This window comes from Deinococcus metallilatus (assembly GCF_004758605.1).
Lineage (GTDB): Bacteria > Deinococcota > Deinococci > Deinococcales > Deinococcaceae > Deinococcus > Deinococcus metallilatus.
The window spans coordinates 2,471,530-2,495,000 of sequence record NZ_CP038512.1 but is presented as its reverse complement, the minus strand read 5'-3'; the positions used below and the strand labels follow the sequence as shown (position 1 = coordinate 2,495,000).

Here is a 23,471-nt window from a genome sequence, read left to right as displayed (position 1 = left end):
GCTGGGGAGAGGCGCACGTGTTCGCTGATTACATCCGCGATGTTCAGCCGTGCGCGCACGTCTTCCTTCGTCCCCACCTTTGCCCCTCACCCCCCCGGCCACGTTGCGAAGCGCAACGGTAGACCGTCAGTTTACGCTCCCGCGCCCCCGGGTGCCAAGCCCTGTCAAGGACGTTCAGCACGTGATTTTCTGGCACAAGCTGGCAACGCCGTGCTGGTGCGGCTCCCCTGCCCGGTCCCGGCGGTAAGTGCCCCTGAAGCCTCCCCTCACCCTCCTGCCCGCCGTGCGCCGCACGCTGAGGCATGACGCGACAGAGCCAGTACAAGGTCAGCCGGGATGAAACCACCCACGGCGAGAACGGCGAACACCACCTGATCCGGGGCGAGGGCAGCAGCATGCGCCTGTGGCACCGCGAGGCGCCGAACGCGGACAAGCCGATGTCCACCCATCCCTACGAAACCCTGGGTTACGTGATCGAGGGCCGTGTGGACCTGATCGTGAACGGTGAGACGGTCAGCCTCGCGCCCGGAGACAGTTACCGCGTCCCGCGCAACACGCCGCACACCTTCCGCATCACGGAGACGCTGACGGCGCTCGAAGTCAATACCCCCGCCGCCGACCGCTAAGCCTGTTTGGCCGCTGCCCCACCGTTGCTGCTCCCGCCGGGGCGTACCGTGGGGCTACGCCATGCCTCCGTTTGGTACTCCTCCCGCCTACAGCACTCCGGCCACGCTGGGCCTGGCGCTGCTGGCCCTGCTGACGGCCCTGTGGCACTTCACGCTGGGGGCACTCGACTACACCAATGCTGGACGGTATGAGGGCCTGGCCCTGATGCTGCTGGCCGGATTGATGCTGGTGTACGGCATCCTGACGCTGATCCGGTATGTCGAGGCCCGCGACGCCATGACTGACCCCCACCCCAGGACCGCCATGTATGCCACGGTGCATCAAAGGCGCGTGCCGCTGATCGGTCTGGGGCTGGCGGTCCTGCTCTGCCTGGCGGACCTGGCCTTTGCCGTGTCCGCCCAGGTCCCGTTCTGGCATGTCGCCGGGTTGCTGCTCGCGGTCCTGCTGGCCCGGCAGGCCTTGCGAATCAGGCCAGAGCGCGGCGAGGATGAGTTATAGGTCTTCGAGCTCGCTGGTAGGACGTGTTCCCGCCCTGTCCGTGTCCACGTCCATCGTGCCCGCCATCCCGCCCATTCCCCCGGTGCGTGACGTGCCCAGCGTCGTGTCGAGGCTGGTGGTGTCATTCACGGTGCCCTCGGTGGTGCCGTTCTCGCCCGGCGATGGGTTGACATCCACGGGTGGATTGTAGATTTCCCGGCGGTCATCGGTCATAGGGGTGCCTCCGCCCGTATTGTCCGCCACCGGCCTGCCCCACGCTTGAGAGGCAGCGTAAGGCGGATTGGGCGTTCACGCCTGGGTCTGCCCCAGCCGCTCTTCGAGCTGTGCCGCGGTGTCGGGTGCGCCCATCATCCGGGCCACGTCCAGCGCCGACAGGCCCCGCGCGTCGCGGGCGTGGAGGTCCGCGCCGCGTGCCAGCAGCAGGTCAATGAGGTTGATTCGGTTGAACATCGCGGCCATCATCAGTGCCGTCTTGCCGTCCGGCCCAGCACTTTCCACATCGGCGCCGTGGGCCAGGAGCAGTTCGACCATCGGCACGTCGCCCTTGAAGACTGCCCCCTGAAGCGGCGTCTGCCCCTGGTCATTGGACAGTTCGGGGTCGGCGCCATGCGTCAGCAGTTGCCGGGCCACCTCCAGATGGCCGTGATAGCTGGCGAGCATCAGCAGGCTGTCGCCCTTCTGGTTGCGGAGATTGGGCGGCAACCCCCGCTCCAGCAGCGGGCCGAGGCGGTCAGCGTCCCCCGCGCGCACGAGGTCGAAGACGCCCTGCAAGAATTCCAGTGTTTCGGGGTCGAGGGGGAGCGGGGTGGAGTGGGGGTTCTGGTCGGAAGGGTTTTGCATGGGGTTCTCCTTGTCGGTAAATGGGGGCTGGGAGGAGGAGTGATCCCATTGTGTCAGGGGGGAAAGGGATGGCTGGGACCACGTACAAAAGAGGAGAGAGGCAAGCCTCTTCAGGCTGCCCCTCTTCGCCGGACTCGCTTTACTCGCTGAACTCGAACTCCGCGTATTCCTCAATCGGCGGGCAGGAGCACACGAAGTTGCGGTCCCCAAACACGTTGTCCACGCGGTTCACGGCGGGCCAGTACTTCCATTGCTTCTGCGCTCGGGTGGGGAAGGCGGCGGTTTCGCGGCTGTAAGCCCTGTTCCACTCGCCTTGCATCAGGTCGTCCTGGGTGTGCGGCGCGTGCCGCAGCGGGCTGTCCTCGGCTTTCATCAGGCCGTCCTGCACTTCCTGAATCTCGCGGCGGATGTTCAGCATCGCGTCGATGAAGCGGTCGAGTTCGGCTTTCGGCTCGCTCTCGGTCGGCTCGATCATCAGCGTGCCGGGCACCGGGAAGCTCATGGTGGGGGCGTGGAAGCCGTAGTCCATCAGGCGCTTGGCGATGTCCTCTTCCGTGATGCCACTGGCCTGCTTCAGTGGGCGGATGTCGAGGATGCATTCGTGCGCCACGCGGCCATTACGCCCGGTGTAGAGGACCGGGTACGCGCCGCCCAGCTTCTGCGCGATGTAGTTGGCGTTCAGCAGCGCGACCTGCGTGGCCTTTTTCAGCCCTTCGGGTCCCAGCAGGCGGATATACAGGTAGCTGATGGGCAGGATGCTGGCTGATCCGTAGGGCGCGGCACTCACGGCCCCGGTATGGCTGTCGTTGACCGGCCGAACGTCGTGGTTGGGCAGGAAGGGCGCGAGGTGGGCCTTCACGCCAATCGGCCCCATGCCCGGTCCGCCGCCGCCGTGCGGGATGGCGAAGGTCTTGTGCAGGTTGAGGTGCGAGACGTCGCTGCCGATTAGGCCGGGCTTGGCGAGGCCCACCATCGCGTTCATGTTCGCGCCGTCCAGGTACACCTGCCCGCCGTGCTGGTGGATGATGTCGCAGACCTCGGTGACGTGTTCCTCGTACACGCCGTGGGTGCTGGGGTAGGTGATCATCAGCGCGCCCAGCTTGTCGGCGTGCTGCTCGGCCTTCGCCCTGAGGTCTTCGAGGTCGATGTTGCCGTTCTCGTCGGTCTTGACCACTACGACCTGCATCCCCAGCATCGCGGCGCTGGCGGGGTTGGTGCCGTGCGCACTGGCGGGAATCAGGCAGACGGTGCGCTGAGCCTCGCCCCGGCTCTCGTGGTACTTGCGGATGGCGAGGAGGCCCGCGTACTCGCCCTGCGCGCCGCTGTTGGGCTGGAGGCTCACGGCGTCGTACCCGGTAATGTCGGCCAGCCACGCTTCCAGCTCGGCCAGCATCTGCGCGTAGCCCTGCGTCTGCTCGTTCGGCGCGAAGGGGTGCAGACTGCCGAATTCCGGCCACGTCACCGGGATCATCTCGGTGGTGGCGTTGAGCTTCATGGTGCAGCTTCCCAGCGGGATCATGCCGTGGACGAGGCTGTAATCGCGGTTCTCCAGCGTCTTGAGGTACCGCAGCATCCCGTGTTCGCTGTGGTGCGTGTTGAAGACGGGGTGCTGGAGGTAGTCGGAGGTGCGCTGGAGGTCGGTGGGGATGCCGCCAGCAGCTTCGCCTTTCAGCGCCAGCACGTCCACCCGCTGCCCGGTGATGGCTTCGATGATGTCGGCCAGGTCATCCACCGTCACTGTCTCGTCCAGGCTGACGCTGATGGTGTTGCCCCCGTTGTCCGTCGGGCCATAGCGGAAGTTGATGCCCTTCGCCTCGGCGCGGGCACGGATGGCCGCCGCGTCACCCTCGAAGGTGAGGGTGTCGAAGAAGGTCGCGTTCGGCTTCAGGCCCGCGTCCGTTAGCGCCTGGTGGAGAATCGCGGTCAGCCGGTAGACACGCTCGGCAATCGTCCGAATCCCCTCCGCCCCGTGGTACACCGCATATGCGGCGGCCATGTTCGCCAGCAGCGCCTGCGCAGTGCAGATGTTGGAGGTGGCCTTCTCGCGGCGGATGTGCTGCTCGCGGGTCTGCATCGCCATACGCAACGCAGTCTTGCCCCGGCTGTCCTTGCTGACGCCGATCACACGGCCCGGCATGGACCGCTGGTACTCGCTGCGGCAGGCCAGGAACGCTGCGTGCGGCCCGCCGAAGCCCATCGGGACGCCGAAGCGTTGCGCGCTGCCGATCACGATGTCCGCGCCCTGCTCGCCGGGCGGCTTCACCAGCGCGTCGGCCAGCAGGTCGGTCGCCCCGATCAGCGCCCCCTGCGCCGCGTGAACCCGTTCCGCGATAGGGGAGAGGTCGTGCAGATCGCCATACGTACCGGGCGACTGCACCAGCGCGGCGAAGGTGCCTTCGGGCAGGTCGCCGTTCGCGGGGCCGGTCATGACCTGGTAGCCGAAATACTCGGCGCGGGTGCGGATCACATCCAGTGTCTGCGGGTGAACGTCGTCCGCCACGTAGAAGACGTTGCCCTTGTTCTTGACCTGCCGCTTCGCCAGGGTCATCGCCTCGGCGGCGGCGGTGGCCTCGTCCAGCAGGGAGGCGTTGGCGACGGGCATCCCAGTCAGGTCCATCACCATCTGCTGGAAGTTGAGCAGCATTTCCAGGCGGCCCTGCGAAATCTCGGCCTGGTAGGGGGTATAGGCCGTGTACCAGCCGGGGTTTTCCAGCATGTTCCGCAGAATGACGCCCGGCGTGAGGGTGCCGTAATAGCCCATGCCGATGTAGGAGCGGAAGACCTTGTTCTTATCGGCCACGGCCTTGAGGTCCGCGAGGGCCTGCGCTTCGGTGACCGCGCCGCCGACCTTCAGCTCGCCCCCGAAGCGGATGCTCTCGGGCAGGGTGGTTTCGGTCAGTTCGTCCAGGCTGGCGACACCGAGCGCGGCGAGCATTTCGGCCTGTTCCGCCTGGCTGGGGCCGATGTGGCGGCGGGTGAAATCGTCGGTTTGGAGGAGTTCGTTGAGGGGGCGCATGGGTTCTCCTTGGGAAGCGGTCAGCTTTCAGCTCTCAGCCGTCAGCAGAAGGCTGAAGCTTTGGCCCAAGCTGCTGATGGCTGACCCTGATCGCTGCTCAGCCGTTCGCGGCAGCATAGGCGTCCGCATCCATCAGGTCGCCGCTTTCCCCGGTCACGTCCAGCTTGAAGAGCCAGCCGCCCTCGTAAGGGCCGCTGTTGACCAGTTCGGGGCTGCCGGAAAGCTGCTCGTTGACGGCGATGATGGTGCCGCTGGCGGGGGCATAGATGTCGGAGGCGGTCTTCACGCTCTCGACGACGGCGACCGTCTCGCCCGCCGTGACCACGCGGCCCACTTCGGGCAGTTCGACGTACACCACGTCGCCCAGTTGGTCCTGCGCGAAATCGCTGATGCCGACCGTGCCGTCGGGAGCGAGCCATTCGTGGGAGGGGGCGTATTTCAGTTCGGTGGGGGTCTGCATGGATTTGATTCTCCTGTATCGGGGAGGGGGGAAGTGTGGGATTTGGGGATCGTTGAGGGCCAGCCCTACGATCCGGGAGCCACCGTTCTACGCTCTCTTGTAGAAGGGCAACTCCACCCGCCGCGCCGGATGCGCCTTGCCGCGCACCTCGACCTCGTAGGCGTCGGCCTGCGCGGCGTCACTCTGGACCAGCGCCATCGCAATCGGGTGGCCGAGGGTGGGGCTGCTGGTGCCGCTGGTGACCTGGCCGACGCGCTCGCCGTTCAGCAGCACCGGGTAACCTTCACGCACCGGGACGCGCTCCAGCGCCAGCCCGATCAGCTTGACGGGCGGCGCGGCCTGCATCCCTGCGCGGCCCACATGCTCCTTGTCCTTCACCACCCAGGTATACGTGCTGGCGAGGGGGTGGAGGTCGTCCGCGAATTCGTGGCCGTACAGCGGAAAACCCGCTTCCAGCCGCAGCGTGTCGCGCGCGCCCAGGCCCGCCGGGGTGAGGCCCAGAGCCAGGAGCCTGTCCCACAGCGCCTCGGCCTCGTCCGCCTTCACGAAGACCTCGAAGCCGTCCTCGCCGGTGTAGCCGGTGCGGGCCAGCCACACGTCAAATCCCAGCAGCCGGGCGGGGAAGTAGGCGTTCTTCTTCTTCGCGCTCAGGTTCACGTCGGTGTGGGGTTGCAGCAGCGCCTCCGCCTCCGGTCCCTGCACGGCCAGCAGGCCCCAGCGGTCCGACTCGTCGCTGAGCTGAACGCTGAAGTCTGCGGCGTGCTGCTGGAGGTGCGCCCAGTCCTTCCCGATGTTGCTGGCGTTCACGACCAGCAGGAATTCCTGCTCGCCCACACGGTAGACATAGATGTCGTCCACCAGGCCGCCCGCCTCGTTGGGGAGCCAGTTGTACTGGGCGCGGCCCGGCTTCAGCTTCATGACGTCGTTGGTGGTGACGCGCTGGAGGAAGGCCCCCGCGTCCGGGCCCTGCACGCGGAACTCGCCCATGTGCGACACGTCGAAGACGCCCGCGCGGGTGCGGACGGCGTCATGTTCGGCCTTGACGCCCGCGTACTGCACGGGCATATCCCACCCGCCAAAGGGCACCATCCGGGCACCGGCCTTCAGATGCGCGGCGTGCAGGGGCGTCCGCCTCAGCGGCGTCTCAGGAGTGCTGGTCACCCCTGAACTGTACCGGAGGTCAGCGGGTTCGCGTCCGGCAGGCTTGGACGTTCGGCAGGCTACAGTGGGGTATGCCGGGAAGCAGAAATGCGCGTCTGCATCGGACTCTCCGCTCCACGGAGGCGAAGTGACGCCCTCGTTTCTGCTGGGCCTGCTGCCGCCTGCTGGCCTCACCGCACGGGTGGAGGTCTTCCGGGCGCGGCTGCGCCTGCGGGAAAGTGCCCCGCACGTGACCGTGAAGGCGCGGAGTGGATTGGACGCCGATCTCGCCTGGCTCCCGGTGGCGCGGGCAGTGGTCGCCGCGAGTGCGCCGGTCACCCTGCATCTCGGGGGTGCGCGGGCTTTTCGTGGCGGCAGCGCCGTGTATCTCGCCGTCCACTCCCCGGAGGCCGTGGCCCTGCATGTCCGGCTGCTGGACGCGCTGAAGCCGCCCGCGCGTTTTGGCTACGAGGGGTCGCACATGACGCCCCACCTGACGCTCGCGCTGAACCGGCGTGGAGTGGATATGGGTGCGGTCCTGTCTGCGGCCCAGGCGGAATTTGCCGACCTCGACACCCGGCCGCTCACGTTCACGGCGCGGGAAGTGTGGCTGATGCGGAAGCCCGGACCGGGGGGCCTGTACGTGCCGCAGGAGGCCTGGCCGCTGGGGACGGACGCAGCTCAGGGCTGAACGCTTCGCACGCCCGTTTCCGTCGCCAGAAAGCCTATCCGCAGGTCGTGCGCCTCGCTGGGGAGTGCGTCCACCACCAGGGCCTCCCCGACCACGCCCACCGTCAGCCCCCTGAAGCCCGGCAGCAGCCGGTCGTAGAAGCCGCCTCCATACCCCAGCCGCACGCCCCGGCAGTCGAAGGCCAGGGCGGGGAGCAGCACCGCGTCCACGGTGTCCAGGGCGACACGCGGCGCGTCGGCCGGGGGTTGCAGCGCCCCGAAGCGGCTCGGCTCGGTGGCGGTGTGCCAGGGGTGCAGCGTGAGGCGCGGCTCGGGCCGGAAGCGGGCGCGGGTGGTGAGCAGTTCGAAGGACCCGGCCAGGGCCGCCACGTCCGGCTCACCCGGCAGGGCACGGTAGGCCAGCACGCACCGCACCCCCCGCTCCCCCAGGAAGGCGGCGAGGTGCGCGCTGATTTCGGCGGAGAGGTCAGGCAGTCCCGCCCGCACCTCGCGTGCCCAGGCCCGCCACTCCGCTTTCGGGGCATGGGCGGGCGGGGGCGGCAGCAGCGTGTCAGCCAACTTCCTTCGGCCCCTTCAGCCCGCTTTTGCCCTCGCGCCCTTGCAGGACGGCGGCCACGTCGGCGGGAGAGACGCCCACTTCCGCCAGCGCAAAGAGGGTGTGAAACAGCAGGTCGGCGGCCTCGGTCGCCAGTTCGGCCCGGTCGCCATTCTTGGCGGCCAGCAGCACCTCGCCCGCCTCCTCGCTGATCTTTTTCAGCACGCGGTCCAGACCCCCCGCATGCAGCCGCGCCACGTAACTGTTCTCGGGCAGGGTGGCGAGGCGCTCAGCGATGGTGGCGTAGACGCGCTCCAGCGTGCCGTCCAGTCCGGTAGAGGGCGGCTCTTCTGCCAGGAGCGGCGCGTGGAAGCAGGAATACTCGCCGGTGTGACAGGCCGGGCCGGTCTGTTCCACACGGTACAGCAGGCTGTCACCGTCGCAGTCGGCGTGGACGCTCACCACCCGCTGCGTGTGGCCGCTGGTCGCCCCCTTGACCCACTGCTCGCGGCGTGAACGGCTGTAGTAGGTGGCCTCGCGCGTTTCCAGCGTGCGCTCGATGGCGGCCCGGTCGGCATATGCCTGCATCAGCACGGCGCCGGTGCGCGCGTCCTGGGTGACGACCGGAATCAGACCGTCCGGGCCGAACTTCAGCTTTTCGAGCAGGCTCATGCTTCCCGCCATTCCGGGCGCACCGGCAGCCCCTCGTCCCGGAGGTACGCCTTCACCTGCGGCACCGTCAATTCTCCGAAGTGAAAGACGCTGGCGGCCAGAGCGGCGTCGGCGTGGCCCGTGGTGAGCACGTCACGGAAGTCCGAAAGCTGCCCGGCCCCGCCTGACGCGATCACGGGCAGGTCCACCGCCGAGGCGACCGCGCGGGTGGCTTCCAGGTCGAAGCCCGCGCGGGTGCCGTCGGCGTCCATCACGTTCAGGCAGAGTTCGCCCGCGCCGAGAGACTGCCCCCGCTCGGCCCACTCCAGCAGGTCCAGGCCGGTGTCCACCCGGCCGCCTCCCACATGTACGGTCCAGCCGTTGCCGTCCGCCCGCCGTTTGGCGTCGATGCTCAACACCACGCACTGCGCGCCGAAATGGTCCGACGCCTCGCGGATCAGCTCGGGCCGCCGCACCGCGCTACTGTTCACGCTGATCTTGTCGGCTCCGGCCAGCAGCAGTTGCCGGAAGTCGGACACGGCATTCACGCCGCCCCCGACCGTCAGCGGCATCATCACCTGCTCCGCGACGCGGGCGGCCACGTCCAGCATGAGGGAGCGGCCTTCAAAGGTGGCGGTGATGTCGTAGAAGACCAGTTCGTCGGCCTGCTGCGCCTCGTAAGCCTGGGCGAGCGCCAGGGGATCACCCGCGTCGCGGTGGTTCTCGAAGAACCGCACGTTCTTGACCACCCGCCCGTTTTGCACGTCCAGACAGGGAATGATCCGCTTCGTCAACACGGGCGCAGTCTACCCCGCCCGCCTGCGCCTTCCTTCCGGTCAGGCAGACAGCCGGGGCTGGCGAAACCGCCGTCAGGACGGGCGTTTTCCGCTGTGGCCCTCTCCGCCGCCTGCCTGCGTCTCCCCCTGAAGGACAAGCGCAACAGGTCACACATGGGTCACAGGCCATGACCGAGAATTGATGAAATTTTCATATCCAGTCAGCTAGGGTGAAGGGAAAGGGAGGGACCTGTGGAGCGCCGACGGATCCTGCTGGTGGACGACAATCCGCACGACGTGGAACTGGCCCTGAACGCCTTTCAGGAGGACGGGGGCAGCAGTTGTGAGATCGCCGTCGCGGGGAGCGGCCCCGAGGCCCTGACGGTGCTGCGCGGTCCGGCACCGCTCCCCGACCTGATCCTGCTCGACCTGAAGATGCCGCACATGGACGGTCTGGCCGTGCTGGACGCCATCCGCAGCGAGACTCGCACCCGTGACCTCCCGGTGGTCATGCTCAGCACCAGTGACGAGGCGCGCGACATCCGCGACAGCTACGCGCACGGCGCGAGCGGCTACGTCATCAAACCGCTGGACTTCACCCGCTTCCGCGAGGCGATGCACACCATCACGGCCTTCTGGGCGCACCTGAACTGCCGCCCGCGTGTGGGTTGAACGCCCTTCCGCCTTGAGGCGGCGTTCACCCGCGCGTCTCTCCTCACCCTTGCCCGCTAGCCTGACCCTATGCGCGTATGGATCGGTTGCGGCGGCTACACCAACGACGACTGGACGGCCCCCGGCCTGATCTACGAGGGCGTGAAGAAGGACGCCTATCTGGAGACGTACTCGCATTACTTCGATGCTGTGGAGCTGAACTCCTCCTTCTACGCCATTCCCGGCATCAAGGCCTTCGAGGGGATGGTCCGCAAGTCGGGAGGCCGGACCCGCTTCGCCGTCAAGCTGAACAAGGTCTTCACCCACGAGCGGACCCCCACCGACGCCGACTTCGACCGGATGCTGCAAAGCCCCGAGCCGCTGCGTGAAGCCGGGGTGATGGGGCCTTACCTCGCCCAGTTCCCCTACTCCTTCCACCGGACCGGCGACAACCGCAAGTACCTGCTGGGCCTGGCCGAGCGGTTCGCCGGGCACGAACTGGCGGTCGAACTGCGCCACGCCTCCTGGGACAAGCCCGAGGTCCGCGAGGGGATGGCCGAGCACGGTCTGATCTGGGTCAGCCCCGACTATCCCCCGGTGGGCGGCATGCCTGAGCCCCAGGTCCACGTCACCACCGATGTCGGCTACCTGCGCCTGCACGGCCGCAACAAGGGCAGTTGGTGGGAAGGTCAGAGCGCGTCCGAACGCCACGACTACCTCTACACCCGCGCCGAGATGGACGAGTGGGCCGAGAAAATCGCGCTGGTGGCGGATGATCTGTCTGAGTTGTACGTGTTTTTTGAAAATACGACCAGGGGCCACGCCCTGAAGAACATCCCGATGCTGCGCGAGGCGTTGAATGCGCGGGGAGTGCCGGTCCGGACGCCGGAGCCGGGAGAGGAGGGGCGGCTGCTGTGAACGTCAGTCGGCAGGGAACAGGTAAAAGGCGTGGGGCTGCCCCTGCCAGTCGCGCTCGCTCGTTGGCGTAAAGCCCACCTTCTCCAGCACGCGGCGGCTGGCTCCGTTCTCCACATGCGCGAAGGCGAGGAGGTCGCGGCTGAGGCGCGGGTCGGGATGCGCGAAGTGCCAGTCCACAAGGGCACGGGCGAGTTCGGTCGCCAGTCCCTGTCCCCAGAGTTCTGGCGCAAGCAGATAGCCCAGTTCGCGCGGCTGGCCCTCCTCGCTCAGGCCGAAGCCGCCGCGTCCGATGGTCCTGCCGCTGCTGTCCTGCACCCGCCACTTCGTCCAGCCCCATTCCGCCTGCTCAAGTCGGAAGTCCGCGAAGCGCGACGCGGCCCGTGCCTGGTCGTAAGGGCCGCTGGCGAAAAAACGCATGGTCAGGGGATCGGCGTGTAGCGCCTGGAAGTCCGCGAAGTCTTCCGGTTCCCAGGTGGTGATGGTGAGGCGCTGGGTGGTGAGGATGGTCTGGCGCATGGCGTCAGGCTAGCGGACGAGGAGAACGTCACCCCAGCATCGTCAACTCCCCCAGTCCCGCCAGAAACTCCCGCTCCGGGTACTCCTCGCCGTCGAAGCCCTTGTCGCCCTCGGCGGGTGCGATGCTTAGAGAGGCGAAGTCGTACAGGTCACGGTCCAGCAAATGACTGGGCGTCACGCGCGTCAGCGAACGCAGGACGTTCTGGAGGCGGCCGGGATGTTCCCGCTCCCAGCCTTCCAGCATCTCGCCCACAATCTTGCGCTGGAGGTTTTCCTGGCTGCCGCAGAGGTTGCAGGGGATGATCGGAAAGCCTCTGGCCTCGGCGTACCGCTGAATGTCGCGCTCCGCGAGGTAGGCGAGGGGGCGGATCACCACGTTCGTCCCGTCGTCGGATTGCAACTTGGGCGGCATGGCCTTGAGGCGCGCGCCGAAGAACATGTTCATGAAGAGCGTTTCGAGGATGTCGTCGCGGTGGTGGCCCAGGGCGATCTTCGTCGCGCCGATCCTGCGGGCATGGGCGTACAGGATGCCCCGCCTCAACCGGCTGCACAGCGCGCAGGTGGTCTTGCCCTCCGGCGTCTTCTCCTTGACGATGCTGTAGGTGTCTTCCGTCAGGATATCGAACTTCACGCCCAGCCGCGTCAGGTACTCGGGCAGGACGTGGGTGGGAAAACCCGGCTGGCCCTGGTCGAGATTGACGGCCACCACCTCGAAGTGGATCGGCGCGCGCTTCTGGAGGTGCAGCAGGATGTCCAGCAGCGTGTAGCTGTCCTTGCCGCCCGAGAGGCAGACCATCACCCGGTCCCCCTCCTCGATCATGCGGTAGTCGGTGATGGCCTGCGCCGCGCCCTTGACGAGCGGCGGAAACAGCAGGGTGGGGTCAGAGGAGGCAGTCTTGGTCATGATTGGGAGCTTCCCGCATCTTGCGCGCGAAGTGGGCGTCATGCTAACGGCTGACGACAGGCCGCGTGGTAACCCGTACCCTGAACGGCGAGATGTTGACCTCGCCCCCCCGCTACCGTGACCTTTCCCCCCAGCGGTCACATGAAAGGCCGCTAAAGTGAACGTCATGCGGTTTTTCACGGGCCTGGGTGTCCTCCTGTTACTGGGTGTGGGGGGCGCGGGCGCCATGTGGTGGCTGTGGGGGCGCGACCTTCCCAGTGTGCAGGACCTGGACGTGCTGGAACTCAGCGGCAAGACCCGCGTGTATGACCGCAACGGTGCCCTGGTCGGCACCCTCACCCCCAGCCTGAGCAGCGGTCAGAGTGTCAACCGCGACCTGCTGAAGCTCAACGAGATCAGCCCGTGGCTCCAGAAGGCCATCGTGACCAGCGAGGACCGCCGCTTCTACAAGCACCACGGCGTGGATTACATCGGGATCGCGCGCGGGCTCCTCAAGGGTGTGCTGAAAAACGATCTGGAGGGCGGCTCCTCCATCACGCAGCAGGTGGTGAAAAACACCCTGCTGGCCGACCTGCACAGCGCCCGCACCCCCGAGCGCAAGTTCAAGGAAGCCCTGCTGGCCTACCAGTTGGAGCGCAGCTTCAACAAGGACCAGATTCTGAACGCCTACCTGAACGTCATCTACTGGGGCGACGGGGGCCGCAGCGACATCATCGGGGCGGGGACGGCGGCGCAGGCGTACTTCCGCAAGTCGGCTTCGGACCTGAACCTGGCCGAGAGCGTGTACCTCACGACCCTGGTGCCCGCACCCAACGAGCGATACAAGGACTTCAAGGCGTACCGCCCGCTGATGAAGGACCTGCTGGGCCGCATGGTGGAGGACGGCCGCATCACCCAGGCCGAGGCTGACGCCGCCTGGCGCACGCCGATCTATCCGGCGGGCTGGCGCATCGGCTGGAACAGCGACGGCACTGTCCGCACGGCCGTGCTGGAACGCCCTGAGCGGTTGCAGGAGAACATGCCGCCCCCCCCGGTGCAGACGGCCTTTCACTACCTCCAGGCGGTCGAGAAGGAACTGATTCCCAAACTCGGGCGCAAGGCGCTGTTCGGCGGCGGCAAGGTCTACACCGCCCTGGACCTCCAGGCCCAGCAGGCTTCGGAGCAGGCCAGCCTGAACGCCCGCCTCCCCGACGGCGCGACGCTCGGCCTGGCGCTGGTCAGCCCCAAGAACGGCGAGGTGCTGGCGCTGGTCGGGCAGAAGCTGACGGGGGGGCGGCCGGGGGACTGGAACAACGCTGTCCAGGCCCAGCGGCAGGTGGGCAGCTCGATCAAGCCGCTGCTGTATACCCTGGCGCTCTCGAAGGGCTGGAAGCAGAGCGATACCGTGCTGGACGCGCCGCTCGCGGGCGACTACCAGCCGCAGAACTACGACGGGCGCTGGACGGGCCGCTACGTCACCATGCGCTACGCGCTCGACCACAGCCTGAACCTTCCCACCGTGCGGATCGCGCAGGAGGTCGGCGTGAACGCCTTCGAGGACAAGCTGCGCGAACTCGGCCTTACGCCGCCGCCCGACGCGGGCCTGTCGCTCAGCATCGGCACGCTGGAAGCCAGCCCGCTTCAGATGGCCGCCGCCTACGCGGCCTTTGCCAACGGCGGCCTGTACTACGCGCCCACCCTGGTCCGCAAGGTGGAGGATGACCGTGGACGCACCCTCTACCAGCGGCCCGCGCCGCAGGGCAAACGGGTGTGGGACGCGCGGGCGGCCTGGCTGGGGCTGGACATGATCCGCGGCGTGGTGAACGACCTGACCGAGTACCAGGGCGGCCTCGCCACCCGCGCGCAGATTCCCGGCTGGGACGTGGGCGGCAAGACCGGCACCACCAACGATGTCAAGGACCTGTGGTTCGCCGGGGTCACGCCGACGGTCGCGGGAGCGGTGTGGGTCGGCAAGCAGGCGGGCGGCGCCCTGCCGAACTGGGCCTACAGCGGCGAGATTCCCACGCCCGTCTGGCAGCAGGCGGTGGCGGGAGCACTGGCCGGGCAACCCCACCAGACCTTCACCGAACCGGGCGGCATCACCTACCGCGTGGTGCGGCAGGTCGAGATGGCCTTCCGCCAGGAGGAGGCCGACCAGGAGCCGGTGGCCCGCGACGGCAGCGGGGACAGCAGTGGCGGGGGCTTCTTCGGCCGCCGCCAACGCCCGCCCGCACCTGTTCCCGTCCCCGCACCCAACTCCCAGCCCGGCCCGCTGACCGAGGCGCCGACGCAGGAGGTCCCCGACCAGGCCGCGCCCGATCAGCCCGTCCCCGATCCGCAGGGGCCGCTGGATACGGTGCCTGCGGAGCCGGTGCCCAGTGAGCCGTCCTCCCCACAGGAAACGTCTCCCCAGGACCCCTACGGCGCCCCGCAGGAGGGGAGCGTGCCTCAGGACGGCGCGGGGGACACCTTCACGCCCGCCCCCCCGGAAGCCCCATCCGGCGACCTGGCCCCGCAAGCCTCCCCGACCGAGCCGCAGCCCGTCCCCGACCCGTCCCAACAGGGCAGCGGCGACCTGCCCCTGCCGCCCGATGGCTTCTGGCAGAATGGCGGCGATCCGAACAGCGCGGGTACGTCCACTCCCCCCACGTTCTAGCCGTCCAGCGGAATCAGCGTGAGACTGCCCGTCTCGGCGGGACCGTCGATGGTCAGCACTTCCAGGCGGCAGGGGAGATCATCGCGGCCGTGCTCCCGGACGAGGTAGGCCAGGGCCGCCCGCCGCATCAGCGCGAGCTTGCGCGGGGTGACACTCTCGGCGGCGCCCCCAAAGCGGGCATTCCGGCGCTGGCGGACCTCGGTAAAGACGAGCACGTTTCCGTCACGGGTGATCAAGTCAATCTCACCGCCCGGAATGCGGTAGTTGCGCGCCACCACCTCCCGGCCCAGGGAAGCGAGGTGGGCAGCGGCGCGGGCCTCGGCGTCCGCGCCCTTCACGCGAGCCAGGTTTCCCAGCGGGTGAAGTCGGGGACGGCCAGCACGGCTCCTGCCGCCAGCAACGCTTCTGCGGGAGCCGTGGTCGTGAGGGCCACGACCGTACAGCCTGCCCCGGCCGCGCTGCGGACGCCGTTCACCGCGTCCTCGTGGGCCAGGCAGGCGCGGGGGTCCAGGCCCAGCAGCGCCGCGCCCCGCTCGAAGGGTTCCGGGTGCGGCTTGCCCCGCGTCACGTGTTCGCCCAGCACGCGCGGCCCGAACCGCCCGCCGAAGCCCAGCGCCTCCATGCCGAACTCGACATTCACGGCGTCGGCACTCGTGACCAGGGCGAAAGGAATTCCCCGCGCCTCCAGGGCGTCCAGATAGGCGCTCAGGCCCGCAACTTCCCGCAGTTGCCCGCGTGCGAGGCTGCGGTAACGGCTCTCCTTCGCCTCGTGGAAACGCCGGATCAGGGCCTCGTCGGGGGCCTGGCCCGTCAGCCGCTCGATGATCTCGGGGTTGCGCCCGCCGTCCACCTTGGTATTGAGGTCGTGCTCGGTGAGGTTCAGGCCCAGCAGGTCGGCGGCGACCTCCTGCCACGCCTGGCGGTGAAAGGCGTTGTTGGTCATCAGCACGCCGTCCATATCGAACAGCACGCCCGCCGGGTGACCGGGAAGGGCCAGGGTCACGCCTCCTCCGGTCCGTGTCCGAGGTCGGCCAGGAGGTCGCGGTAGAGGCGGGCGGCATCCTCGCGCACGTCGTCCAGGGTGGCGTCCTCGGGGGCGAGTTCCAGCGCGGCCTCCAGCGCCCCCTCCAGCACCGCCGCGTAGATGGGCCAGCGTCCGCGCGGCTGGGCTAACTGTGTCTGGACTGACTGGTCCCCCTCCTGCGCGTCCAGGGCCGCCAGGGCCGCTTCCGCCGCCCCGCGTTCGGCGTCGCGCTTGCTGCGGCCCTCGCCCTGGCCGAGTGCGCGCCCACCCGCCGAGACGGTCACGTGAAAGACGCGCTCGTGCGGGGGACCTTCCGCCGTCGCGTCGAAGGTGGGGGTGCCGAGGCCCAGCGCCGTGAGCCGCGCGATCAGGTCGCCCTTGGGATTCATGGCCCCAGCGTAGCGTGCGCCTGCCCTCCATTCCCCGGCAGGGGAAGCGGTATGCTCGGCCCCCGGAGACAACGCGCGCCCAGTGTCGCCCCCAGGCGATCCTGGTTCCCCCCTGCCGCGCCTCCGGAGGCCCGATGACCCAGACCGCCAACGCCGCCCCGCCCCCCAGCCCGGCCCGTCCGGAGCGCCGCCTGGTCCTGGGCGCCCAGCACGCCATCGCCATGTTCGGTTCGACCGTCCTGGTGCCGATCCTGGTGGGGCTGCCGCCTAGCGTCGCGCTGTTCGGTGCGGGCGTCGCCACCCTGCTCTTTCACCTGCTGACCGGGGGCCGCGTGCCGATCTTCCTGGGGTCCAGCTTCGCCTTTATCGCGCCGACCGCGCTGGTGGTGAAGGAATTCGGCCCCGCCGCCGCTGGAGGGGGCCTGATCGCCGCCGGGGCGATGTACCTGCTGTTCAGCGGTCTGGTGAAGCTGTTCGGGACCGCGCGGCTGCTGCGCGTCTTCCCGCCGGTCGTGACGGGTCCGGTCATCATCGTGATCGGGCTGGGGCTGTCCAGTGTGGCCGTGAACCAGGCGAAGTCGAACTGGTGGCTGGCGCTCGCCACGCTGGTCGCCGCCGTGATCGCCAGCGTGTACGGGCGCGGCCTCTTCCGCATGATCCCGATTCTGGTAGGCGTGGTCGTCGGTTACCTCGTCGCGCTCGCCACCGGGCAGATCGGGGCAGACGCGCTGAACGCCATCCGCGCCGCGCCGCTGCTGGGCCTGCCGGACTTTCACGCGCCCGCGCTGGACTGGCGGGCGGTTGCCATCATCGCACCCGTCGCCGTCGTCACCTTTATCGAGCATGTGGGGGACGTGATCGTGAACGGGCGCGTCGTGGGGCAGAACTTCCTGCAAAACCCCGGCCTCAGTCGCACGCTCTTTGCCGACGGCGTCGCCAACATGACCAGCGCGGCGCTGGGCGGTCCCGCCGCCACCACCTATGCGGAGAATACCGGCGTGCTAGCCCTGACGCGAGTCTATGACCCGGCCATCCTCCGCATCGGCGCGGTGTTCGCCATGCTGTTCGGCTGCTCGCCCAAGCTGGCCGCCGTCCTCAAGAGCCTGCCGCCGGGCGTGCTGGGCGGCGTGTCCATCCTGCTGTTCGGCATGATCGCCTCTGTGGGTATCCGCACCCTGGCCGAGGCCCGGATCGACTTCGCGCACTCGCGCAATCTGATCGTGGTCAGCGTGATTCTGGTGCTGGGCCTGGGTGGGGCCTCCTTCCCGATTCACGCGGCAGGGACGACCCTGGAACTGCACGGTATGGCCCTGGCCGCGCTCGTCGGCATCGTGGCGAACCTGCTGCTGCCCGCGCAGAAGGTGGAGGTGGACGGGGCGGGGGAGAGGGAACCGGAGCGGGTGTTGCACTGACCCTCACAAGAAGTGGGGCCGCCCCATCCCACCGGAGCGGCCCCACTTCTTCTTGTGGGCTGTGGGCCTCACAACACCCCGGCGTAAATCTCGTCCAGCGTCAGCGTTCGCCCCAGGCAGGGAAGGCTGCCCTGCCCCACGAGTTCCTGAAGTTCCCACTTGCCGCCCTCGCGCTGGTAGGCGTACACGCGCCGCTCGTTTTGCTCGACGATCAGGTACGTTTGCAGGGTGGGAATGGCGGTATAGGTGGCGTACTTGGCAACCCGGTCATGTGAGGCCGTGCTGCTGGACAGCACTTCCACGAGGAGGCAGGGCGCAGTCTTGAAGTACCTTTCCGTATCGTTCCGGTCGCACACCAGCATCACGTCCGGGTAGAAGAAGGTGCTGCTGTCCTCAATGAAGAGTTTCATGTCCGACTGGTAGAGGCGGCAGCCCGTCCGTCTGGCGTCCGCATGTAGTGCGGCGATGATGTTGCTGCTGATCAGGACATGTTCCTCACTCGCCCCGGCATGAGCGTGCAGTGGGTACACAAACCCGCCCACGTACTCGCGCTTGTACGGGCTTTTCTCCTCGGTGCGGAGATACTCCTCCACGCTCATGCGTTTGAAGGCGGGGTCGCTCATGGGTCAATGGTACAGGTGCGCCCTCACCGCACCCCCCCCTTCCGCCGCGTCCTCTGCTTCTGCCCCGGCACCGTCGCCTGCTTGAACTCCTTGCCCTGGAGCTTGGCCTCGATGGCGCGAATCTGGTCGCGCAGGCTGGCGGCGCGCTCGAAGTCGAGGTCTTCCGACGCCTGCCACATCTCCAGTTCGAGGTCGGTGAGCTGCGTGGTGAGGGCGTCGCGGTCGTCGCCGAGGTCGGCGGGGTCTGCCGCTTCCGCCACCTCCTCGCCGCGAATCACGTCGCGCACGCCCTTGACCACGGTGGTCGGCGTGATGCCGTGTTCCGCGTTGTAGGCGAGCTGCTTCTCGCGGCGGCGGGCCGTTTCCTCCATCGCGCTCTGCATCGCGGGCGTGACCGTGTCGCCGTAGAGGACCACCTCGCCGTTCACGTTGCGGGCGGCGCGGCCGATGGTCTGGATCAGCGCGCGTTCGGACCTGAGGAAGCCCGGCTTGTCCGCGTCCAGAATCGCCACCAGCGACACTTCGGGCAGGTCCAGCCCCTCGCGCAGCAGGTTGATCCCCACCAGCACGTCATAGTGCCCCAGCCGCAGGTCGCGGATGATCACCTGACGCTCCACGCTGTCGATGTCCGAGTGCATGTAGCGGGCCTTCACACCCTTTTCGAGCAGGTACTCCGTCAGGTCCTCTGACATCCGCTTGGTGAGGGTGGTCACCAGCACCCGTTCGCCCCGTGCCGCCCGTTCGCGGATGCGGCCCAGCAGATCGTCCACCTGCCCCTGAATGGGGTGGATGGAGACGGGCGGGTCCACCAGCCCCGTCGGGCGGATGATCTGGTCGGCCACCGAGTCGCTGACCTCGCGCTCGAAGGGGCCGGGGGTGGCCGACACGAACACGAGCTGTCCGGTCTTGCTCAGGAACTCGTCGAAGTTGAGGGGGCGGTTGTCCATCGCCGACGGCAGGCGGAAGCCGTAGTCCACCAGCGTCTGCTTGCGCGCGCGGTCGCCGTTCGCCATCCCGCCGATCTGCGGCACTGTCACGTGCGACTCGTCGATGAAGGTGATGAAGTCGTCCGGGAAGTAGTCCAGCATGGTGTACGGCGTGGCCCCCGGCGCGCGCCCGTCGATGTGCCGCGAGTAGTTCTCGATGCCCGAGCAGTAGCCCAGCACCTTGAGCATCTCCAGGTCGTAGAGGGTGCGTTCCTTGATGCGCTGCGCTTCGAGCAGCTTGCCCACCGACTTGAAGTAGTCGAGCCGCTGATCCAGTTCCTCCTGAATCGTCACGATGGCCCGCTCGATGTTCCCCGCGCTGGAGACGTAATGCTTGGCGGGATAGACGATGGTCGCGTCGAGGTCGGCCAGCTTGTCCCCGGTCAGCGGATGGACCACCTGAATCCGGTCCACGTCCTCACCCCACAGCTCGATGCGGAGCGGCTGCTCGTCGTAGCTGGGCCACACCTCCACGATGTCGCCCTTCGCGCGGAAGCGGCCCGGCGCGAGTTCGATATCGTTGCGCTCGTACTGCATGGTCACCAGGCGGCCCAGGATCTCGTCGCGGCCCACCTTCTCGCCCACCTTCAGGATCAGGTTCAGCGCGCGGTACTCGGCGGGGTCGCCCAGGCCGTAGATGCATGACACCGACGCGACCACGATGGTGTCCCGCCGCGTCAGCAGGCTGCGGGTGGTGGAGTGCCTGAGCCGCTCGATCTCCTGGTTGATGGCCGCGTCCTTTTCGATGAAGAGGTCCTTGCCGGGCACGTAGGCTTCGGGCTGGTAATAGTCGTAGTAGGAGATGAAGAATTCGACCGCAGCGTCGGGGAAGAACTCGCGGAACTCGGAGGCGAGCTGGGCGGTCAGAATCTTGTTGGGGGCCATGATCAGGGCGGGGCGGCCGGTTTCCTCGATGACTTTGGCCATGCTATAGGTGTTGTGGACGAAGAGGCCCCCGCGCCCGGTCAGGAACGTCTCGAAGCCGTCCACGCTGAAGTCGTAGACAAACGGCGTCTGCGGCGTCGTCTGCTCCGCCCCCACGATAGCTGACCAATGCACATCCGCCAGGCCGGTGAAGGCCGCGTCCTGAATCCCCAGCGCCGTGCAGATGCGCCGGAAAAGTGCGGCACTCGGCGCGCGAATCCCACACTCAATGGCCGAGATCATGGTTCGGGTACAGCCCGCCCGCTCCGCCACATCCCGCTGGCTGAGGCCCGCGCGTTCGCGTTCGGCCAGCAGCCTCGGCCCCACGCCGGGAATCAGGTCAACGTTCGTGTTGCCCTGCCCGGCCTGCTCCACGGCTTCAGCGAGCAGCTTCTGCTTCCGCCCACTCAGGAAGCCGATTTCACTCTGGAAGTGCCCCAAGTTCTCCGCGCCGGAGATCGTCAGCTTGTGATACGTGCCATACGTGCCATCTGGCCGTTTCTTCTGCACCTCGCGCAGCCGTGTCCAGACGCCAAAACGCAGCAGCACCTCGATCATTTCCCCAGCCAGCCGTTTGCTCGCTGTGACCGCCGTGACTGCATTCCTCTCCACGCCCCCGTCACCCTCGAAGTAGGCCCGCAGGAGGCCCGCCAGAAAAGCGTTCGGGAAGGCCGCGAAGTTCTCTGGGAGGTGCTTGGTGTGGGCGTTTCTGCCCAGCAGCCGCGAGAGCAGTTCATGCCACACGCGCCCGCCCAGCACGAAGTCCCCGTCCCTGCGGCGGAAGAAGCCAGCGCCCAGCGCCTTCAGCGCCTCCTCAACCTGCCCCTGAATCTCCGGGTCACGCACCGAAATGAGGGCGAATCTGTCGGCGGAATGCCCCTCGGCCAGATAGTGCCCCAGCAGCAGCGCCAGTGGTGCATTCAACGGCAGGGCGGCGGGAAGATCGGCTGTCCGCGCGGAAACACAGCTTTCTTCCAAGGTCATCAGCCCGCCCGCGATGGCCGCCCTGGCCCCCGGGATGTGCAGGCGGCCCGCTTTCTTGCCGTGCCGAATGGCGTGCAACTTGCTGGGCGGCTGCGGGTAATGCGCCTCCACCAGTTCGCGCCATTCGCTGTCCTGCTCGGCCGCGTACGGCGCGGACACCTGAAAAGGCAGCCCGTCCAGAACCTCCAGCGTGTTCAGATGTGTTAGCGTCTGCCCCGGCTCCGGCACGCGGCGCGGCACCGGCAGGGCGTCGCCTTCCTGCACCGCGTCGCCGTGAATCAGGTGCAGTTGCCCGCCGCGCAGGACCCAGACACTGTGGTCGGCGGTTACGGTCACGTCACGCCCGCAGGCGGTGGTTAGGCGCTGTAACGTTTCCGGCGTGCGGTGGCGACTGAGGGCGGTCACGTCCCGCCAGTCCACCCGGCCCGTTTCCGCATCCCACGCGAGGACGCGCGTGGGTTCCAGAGGTGGCAGTTCGAGCGATTCCTCGTCCTGCGTGGGCTTGCCGAATACGCCATCGATCAGCCCACCGATGGGGAGGCGGCAGACGTGCCCCGCGACCTCGACGGTGACCGGCTCGTGCCAGGCCACGCTCTTGCCCGTCCCCGTCGCCCCCAGCAACGTCTGAAACCGAAGGCCCGACTCCAGCCCGTCCACCAGGCTGCGAATGGCGGTCGGCTGGTCCCCGGACGGTTTGAAGTCGGACTTGACCCTGAGCATCTTTCCAGTTTACGCCTATAACGTAAGGGGAAGGTAAGCGGGATGGCGGAGGTCAAGCGAGGTTCACTGCACGGCGGAGGCGAACCAGGCGTGCGCTGCTGCTTCCCGTATCAGTTTCCGCCCGGGAAAGGGTTCCAGTTGTCGGGTGTCCAGTTGCTCCAGCGGCACCCAATCGAACGACAGATGCGCCTCCTGTGATGCCACGGGCAGGTCATGCCGGAGCCGGGGCGAGGTGGCGGAGAAGAGGTGACTGAGTTCGTGGTGTTCCTGCCCCTGCTGGTCTGTTCACCAGAACTCCACAACCCCCAAAAATCGGCTCACCTCCACGCTCAGGCCCAACTCTTCGGAGAGTTCGCGGGCGAGGACCGCCTTCATCCCCTCACCGGGTTCGATGTGGCCGCCAGGCAGAAAGGTATGGCTAAAGCCACGTGCTTGGGCCACCAGCACATGCCCGGCGTCCTGAATGACAGCGCGGGCGAGCAAATGAGTCTTCACGGCTGAATATCACCTCTCTGTTCGTCTGCGACATAGGAACTTTTCCAACTCTCCCGCCTGGCTCACCCCCCCGCCTGCGCCCCCAGCGCCTCCTGCGCCACCTTCAAAAAGGCCCGCACGATGGGGCCGCCCTCCTCCTCCTCCTCCCGCCGCCACACGGCCACGATGTCGATCAGCGGCGCGTCTTCCAGCGGGCGGTACACCACGCCCGGCAGCGAGAGGCGCTCGAAGAACTGGATCGGCAGAAAGACGCCGACGCCCGCCGCGACGAGGGACAGCAGGGTGGGAATCTCGATGGCCTCCTGCACCACGTTTGGGGTAAAGCCTGCTCCAGAGCACCAGCGCATCACCTGGTCGAAATAGGTGGCGCGCAGATGGCGCGGAAAGAACACGAAGCGTTCGTCTCGCAGGTCGGCGATTCGCAGGCGTCGCCTCCGGGCCAGCGGATGCCCGGCGGGCAGGGCCGCCACCAGCGGTTGCCGCCAGAGCGGCTGCGAGTCCAGCCCCGGATCGCGCACCGGCAGCAGCATCAGCCCCACGTCGATCTGTCCGCCGCGCAGCCCGGCCTCCTGTTCCTGGGCGGTGAGTTCGCGCAGGTCCACGCTGACATTCGGGTACAGCTCCCGGAAGGCCCGCACGATCTCCGGCAGGCCGCCAAAGGCCAGGCCGCTCACGAAGCCCACCGTCAGCCGCCCGACCTCGCCCCGCGCGGCCCGGCGTGCCCGCTCCACCGTCTGCGCCGCCTGCGCCAGCGTCTCCCGCGCCCCCACCAGGAACTCCCGCCCCGCCGGGGTGAGCTGCACCCGCCGGGTGGTCCGCAGCACCAGGGGCACGCCCACCTCGTCTTCCAGGTTCTTGATCGAGTTGCTGAGGGCCTGCTGCACCACAAACACGCGCTCCGCCGCCCGCCCGAAGTGTTCTTCCTCGGCCAGCGCGACGAAATGACGGAGGTGGCGGAGTTCCATGGGGGTCCTTTCGGGGGAGGACGCGGTGAGGGCGCAGACGCTTTCCGGACTTCAGAAGCGGGAGGAGTCGCGGCAGCTCCTCTTTTTCCCGC

General features: G+C 67.9%; 25 protein-coding genes (1 of these 25 running past the window's edge). 7 read left to right on the top strand and 18 right to left on the bottom strand.

Features of this window, described 5'->3' with window-relative positions:
* Positions 1 to 77 carry the 5' end (the start) of a DNA primase gene (gene dnaG, locus E5F05_RS18120; protein WP_164973546.1) on the bottom strand. Its footprint begins 1,687 nt before the window's first position, so only the first 77 of its 1,764 coding nucleotides appear in the window; its start codon is at positions 75 to 77; the stop codon falls past the left edge of the window.
* 225 nt (positions 78 to 302) lie between these two features.
* Between dnaG and E5F05_RS18115 the strand changes: the two genes are divergently transcribed.
* Positions 303 to 626, top strand: coding sequence for a cupin domain-containing protein (locus tag E5F05_RS18115; RefSeq protein ID WP_129120041.1), 324 nt, complete (start codon positions 303 to 305; stop codon positions 624 to 626).
* Between the two features lie 61 nt (positions 627 to 687).
* Entirely contained in the window at positions 688 to 1,125 is a 438-nt protein-coding gene (locus E5F05_RS18110) for a hypothetical protein (RefSeq protein ID WP_129120040.1), read from the top strand.
* On the opposite strand, the gene E5F05_RS18105 is transcribed toward E5F05_RS18110, so the two are convergent.
* The 5 genes from E5F05_RS18105 to gcvT form a co-directional block, all read right to left on the bottom strand.
* Entirely contained in the window at positions 1,120 to 1,338 is a 219-nt protein-coding gene (locus E5F05_RS18105; RefSeq protein WP_129120039.1) for a hypothetical protein, read from the bottom strand. The two genes, E5F05_RS18110 and E5F05_RS18105, sit on opposite strands and share 6 nt — an antisense overlap.
* Positions 1,339 to 1,413: 75 nt before the next feature.
* Complete coding sequence (locus tag E5F05_RS18100; protein ID WP_129120038.1) at positions 1,414 to 1,965, bottom strand: ankyrin repeat domain-containing protein; 552 nt, start codon at positions 1,963 to 1,965, stop codon at positions 1,414 to 1,416.
* 139 nt (positions 1,966 to 2,104) lie between these two features.
* Positions 2,105 to 4,981, bottom strand: a complete 2,877-nt coding sequence (gene gcvP / locus E5F05_RS18095; protein ID WP_129120037.1) for an aminomethyl-transferring glycine dehydrogenase — start codon at positions 4,979 to 4,981, stop codon at positions 2,105 to 2,107.
* Between the two features lie 97 nt (positions 4,982 to 5,078).
* Complete coding sequence (gene gcvH / locus E5F05_RS18090) at positions 5,079 to 5,441, bottom strand: glycine cleavage system protein GcvH (protein ID WP_129120036.1); 363 nt, start codon at positions 5,439 to 5,441, stop codon at positions 5,079 to 5,081.
* Between the two features lie 87 nt (positions 5,442 to 5,528).
* Complete coding sequence (gcvT, locus tag E5F05_RS18085; protein WP_171029519.1) at positions 5,529 to 6,602, bottom strand: glycine cleavage system aminomethyltransferase GcvT; 1,074 nt, start codon at positions 6,600 to 6,602, stop codon at positions 5,529 to 5,531.
* A 127-nt stretch (positions 6,603 to 6,729) separates the two neighbouring features.
* On the opposite strand from gcvT, the gene E5F05_RS18080 reads away from it, so the two are divergent.
* The gene (locus E5F05_RS18080; RefSeq protein ID WP_129120035.1) at positions 6,730 to 7,272 is read left to right on the top strand and encodes a 2'-5' RNA ligase family protein; all 543 of its coding nucleotides are present in this window, start codon (positions 6,730 to 6,732) and stop codon (positions 7,270 to 7,272) included.
* On the opposite strand, the gene E5F05_RS18075 is transcribed toward E5F05_RS18080, so the two are convergent.
* From E5F05_RS18075 to hisF, 3 genes are read right to left on the bottom strand one after another with little or no spacing between them, the layout of a single operon-like run.
* Positions 7,263 to 7,829 carry a 5-formyltetrahydrofolate cyclo-ligase gene (locus E5F05_RS18075; protein WP_241687223.1) on the bottom strand — a complete coding sequence of 189 codons (567 nt, stop codon included), beginning with the start codon at positions 7,827 to 7,829 and terminating at the stop codon, positions 7,263 to 7,265. The genes E5F05_RS18080 and E5F05_RS18075 overlap by 10 nt on opposite strands.
* The gene (gene hisIE / locus E5F05_RS18070) at positions 7,822 to 8,478 is read right to left on the bottom strand and encodes a bifunctional phosphoribosyl-AMP cyclohydrolase/phosphoribosyl-ATP diphosphatase HisIE (RefSeq protein WP_129120034.1); all 657 of its coding nucleotides are present in this window, start codon (positions 8,476 to 8,478) and stop codon (positions 7,822 to 7,824) included. The genes E5F05_RS18075 and hisIE overlap by 8 nt, the downstream gene beginning before the upstream one ends.
* Complete coding sequence (gene hisF, locus E5F05_RS18065) at positions 8,475 to 9,254, bottom strand: imidazole glycerol phosphate synthase subunit HisF (protein WP_129120033.1); 780 nt, start codon at positions 9,252 to 9,254, stop codon at positions 8,475 to 8,477. Before hisF ends, hisIE begins: the two co-directional genes overlap by 4 nt.
* 231 nt (positions 9,255 to 9,485) lie before the next feature.
* On the opposite strand from hisF, the gene E5F05_RS18060 reads away from it, so the two are divergent.
* Positions 9,486 to 9,905 carry a response regulator gene (locus tag E5F05_RS18060; RefSeq protein WP_129120032.1) on the top strand — a complete coding sequence of 140 codons (420 nt, stop codon included), beginning with the start codon at positions 9,486 to 9,488 and terminating at the stop codon, positions 9,903 to 9,905.
* A 69-nt stretch (positions 9,906 to 9,974) separates the two neighbouring features.
* On the top strand, positions 9,975 to 10,802 hold the full coding sequence (locus E5F05_RS18055) for a DUF72 domain-containing protein (protein ID WP_129120031.1): 828 nt from the start codon (positions 9,975 to 9,977) through the stop codon (positions 10,800 to 10,802).
* A 3-nt stretch (positions 10,803 to 10,805) separates the two neighbouring features.
* On the opposite strand, the gene E5F05_RS18050 is transcribed toward E5F05_RS18055, so the two are convergent.
* Positions 10,806 to 11,318 (bottom strand): GNAT family N-acetyltransferase, encoded by a 513-nt coding sequence (locus tag E5F05_RS18050; protein WP_129120030.1) that lies wholly within the window; start codon positions 11,316 to 11,318, stop codon positions 10,806 to 10,808.
* 28 nt (positions 11,319 to 11,346) lie between these two features.
* Complete coding sequence (gene ttcA, locus E5F05_RS18045; protein WP_129120029.1) at positions 11,347 to 12,222, bottom strand: tRNA 2-thiocytidine(32) synthetase TtcA; 876 nt, start codon at positions 12,220 to 12,222, stop codon at positions 11,347 to 11,349.
* Positions 12,223 to 12,388: 166 nt separating this feature from the next.
* Here ttcA and E5F05_RS18040 point away from each other — a divergent pair, with 166 nt between their 5' ends.
* Complete coding sequence (locus tag E5F05_RS18040) at positions 12,389 to 14,857, top strand: transglycosylase domain-containing protein (protein ID WP_129120028.1); 2,469 nt, start codon at positions 12,389 to 12,391, stop codon at positions 14,855 to 14,857.
* On the opposite strand, the gene E5F05_RS18035 is transcribed toward E5F05_RS18040, so the two are convergent.
* Genes E5F05_RS18035 through E5F05_RS18025 form a run of 3 tightly spaced genes read right to left on the bottom strand, consistent with a single transcriptional unit; the run spans position 14,854 to position 16,270 of the window.
* Positions 14,854 to 15,195, bottom strand: a complete 342-nt coding sequence (locus tag E5F05_RS18035; RefSeq protein WP_129120027.1) for a YraN family protein — start codon at positions 15,193 to 15,195, stop codon at positions 14,854 to 14,856. The genes E5F05_RS18040 and E5F05_RS18035 overlap by 4 nt on opposite strands.
* Positions 15,192 to 15,860 (bottom strand): HAD family hydrolase, encoded by a 669-nt coding sequence (locus tag E5F05_RS18030; RefSeq protein WP_129120026.1) that lies wholly within the window; start codon positions 15,858 to 15,860, stop codon positions 15,192 to 15,194. The genes E5F05_RS18035 and E5F05_RS18030 overlap by 4 nt, the downstream gene beginning before the upstream one ends.
* Positions 15,857 to 16,270, bottom strand: a complete 414-nt coding sequence (locus E5F05_RS18025; RefSeq protein ID WP_129120025.1) for a putative dsRNA-binding protein — start codon at positions 16,268 to 16,270, stop codon at positions 15,857 to 15,859. The genes E5F05_RS18030 and E5F05_RS18025 overlap by 4 nt, the downstream gene beginning before the upstream one ends.
* Before the next feature lie 134 nt (positions 16,271 to 16,404).
* Between E5F05_RS18025 and E5F05_RS18020 the strand changes: the two genes are divergently transcribed.
* Positions 16,405 to 17,682 carry a uracil-xanthine permease family protein gene (locus E5F05_RS18020; RefSeq protein WP_129120024.1) on the top strand — a complete coding sequence of 426 codons (1,278 nt, stop codon included), beginning with the start codon at positions 16,405 to 16,407 and terminating at the stop codon, positions 17,680 to 17,682.
* A gap of 68 nt (positions 17,683 to 17,750) precedes the next feature.
* Here E5F05_RS18020 and E5F05_RS18015 read toward each other — a convergent pair whose 3' ends face one another.
* The 4 genes from E5F05_RS18015 to E5F05_RS18000 form a co-directional block, all read right to left on the bottom strand.
* On the bottom strand, positions 17,751 to 18,305 hold the full coding sequence (locus E5F05_RS18015; RefSeq protein ID WP_129120023.1) for a Uma2 family endonuclease: 555 nt from the start codon (positions 18,303 to 18,305) through the stop codon (positions 17,751 to 17,753).
* A 23-nt stretch (positions 18,306 to 18,328) separates the two neighbouring features.
* On the bottom strand, positions 18,329 to 21,919 hold the full coding sequence (gene uvrB / locus E5F05_RS22130; protein ID WP_375791569.1) for an excinuclease ABC subunit UvrB: 3,591 nt from the start codon (positions 21,917 to 21,919) through the stop codon (positions 18,329 to 18,331).
* Between the two features lie 285 nt (positions 21,920 to 22,204).
* A complete protein-coding gene (locus tag E5F05_RS21470) occupies positions 22,205 to 22,414 on the bottom strand; it encodes an NUDIX domain-containing protein (RefSeq protein ID WP_206733033.1) in 210 nt (69 codons plus the stop codon).
* A gap of 62 nt (positions 22,415 to 22,476) precedes the next feature.
* Complete coding sequence (locus E5F05_RS18000) at positions 22,477 to 23,379, bottom strand: LysR substrate-binding domain-containing protein (protein WP_129120022.1); 903 nt, start codon at positions 23,377 to 23,379, stop codon at positions 22,477 to 22,479.
* Positions 23,380 to 23,471 lie beyond the last annotated feature (92 nt).

Bases quoted from the DNA above. Each gene is read 5' to 3' on its own strand.
- E5F05_RS18055 (WP_129120031.1), top strand. From the start codon at position 9,975: ATGCGCGTATGGATCGGTTGCGGCGGCTACACCAACGACGACTGGACG.
- gcvP (WP_129120037.1), bottom strand. From the start codon at position 4,981: ATGCGCCCCCTCAACGAACTCCTCCAAACCGACGATTTCACCCGCCGC.
- E5F05_RS18050 (WP_129120030.1), bottom strand. From the start codon at position 11,318: ATGCGCCAGACCATCCTCACCACCCAGCGCCTCACCATCACCACCTGG.
- uvrB (WP_375791569.1), bottom strand. From the start codon at position 21,919: ATGCTCAGGGTCAAGTCCGACTTCAAACCGTCCGGGGACCAGCCGACC.
- hisIE (WP_129120034.1), bottom strand. From the start codon at position 8,478: ATGAGCCTGCTCGAAAAGCTGAAGTTCGGCCCGGACGGTCTGATTCCG.
- E5F05_RS18115 (WP_129120041.1), top strand. From the start codon at position 303: ATGACGCGACAGAGCCAGTACAAGGTCAGCCGGGATGAAACCACCCAC.
- ttcA (WP_129120029.1), bottom strand. From the start codon at position 12,222: ATGACCAAGACTGCCTCCTCTGACCCCACCCTGCTGTTTCCGCCGCTC.
- E5F05_RS18015 (WP_129120023.1), bottom strand. From the start codon at position 18,305: ATGAGCGACCCCGCCTTCAAACGCATGAGCGTGGAGGAGTATCTCCGC.
- E5F05_RS18100 (WP_129120038.1), bottom strand. From the start codon at position 1,965: ATGCAAAACCCTTCCGACCAGAACCCCCACTCCACCCCGCTCCCCCTC.
- E5F05_RS18025 (WP_129120025.1), bottom strand. From the start codon at position 16,270: ATGAATCCCAAGGGCGACCTGATCGCGCGGCTCACGGCGCTGGGCCTC.
- E5F05_RS18000 (WP_129120022.1), bottom strand. From the start codon at position 23,379: ATGGAACTCCGCCACCTCCGTCATTTCGTCGCGCTGGCCGAGGAAGAA.
- gcvH (WP_129120036.1), bottom strand. From the start codon at position 5,441: ATGCAGACCCCCACCGAACTGAAATACGCCCCCTCCCACGAATGGCTC.
- E5F05_RS18105 (WP_129120039.1), bottom strand. From the start codon at position 1,338: ATGACCGATGACCGCCGGGAAATCTACAATCCACCCGTGGATGTCAAC.
- E5F05_RS18110 (WP_129120040.1), top strand. From the start codon at position 688: ATGCCTCCGTTTGGTACTCCTCCCGCCTACAGCACTCCGGCCACGCTG.
- E5F05_RS18040 (WP_129120028.1), top strand. From the start codon at position 12,389: ATGCGGTTTTTCACGGGCCTGGGTGTCCTCCTGTTACTGGGTGTGGGG.
- E5F05_RS18020 (WP_129120024.1), top strand. From the start codon at position 16,405: ATGACCCAGACCGCCAACGCCGCCCCGCCCCCCAGCCCGGCCCGTCCG.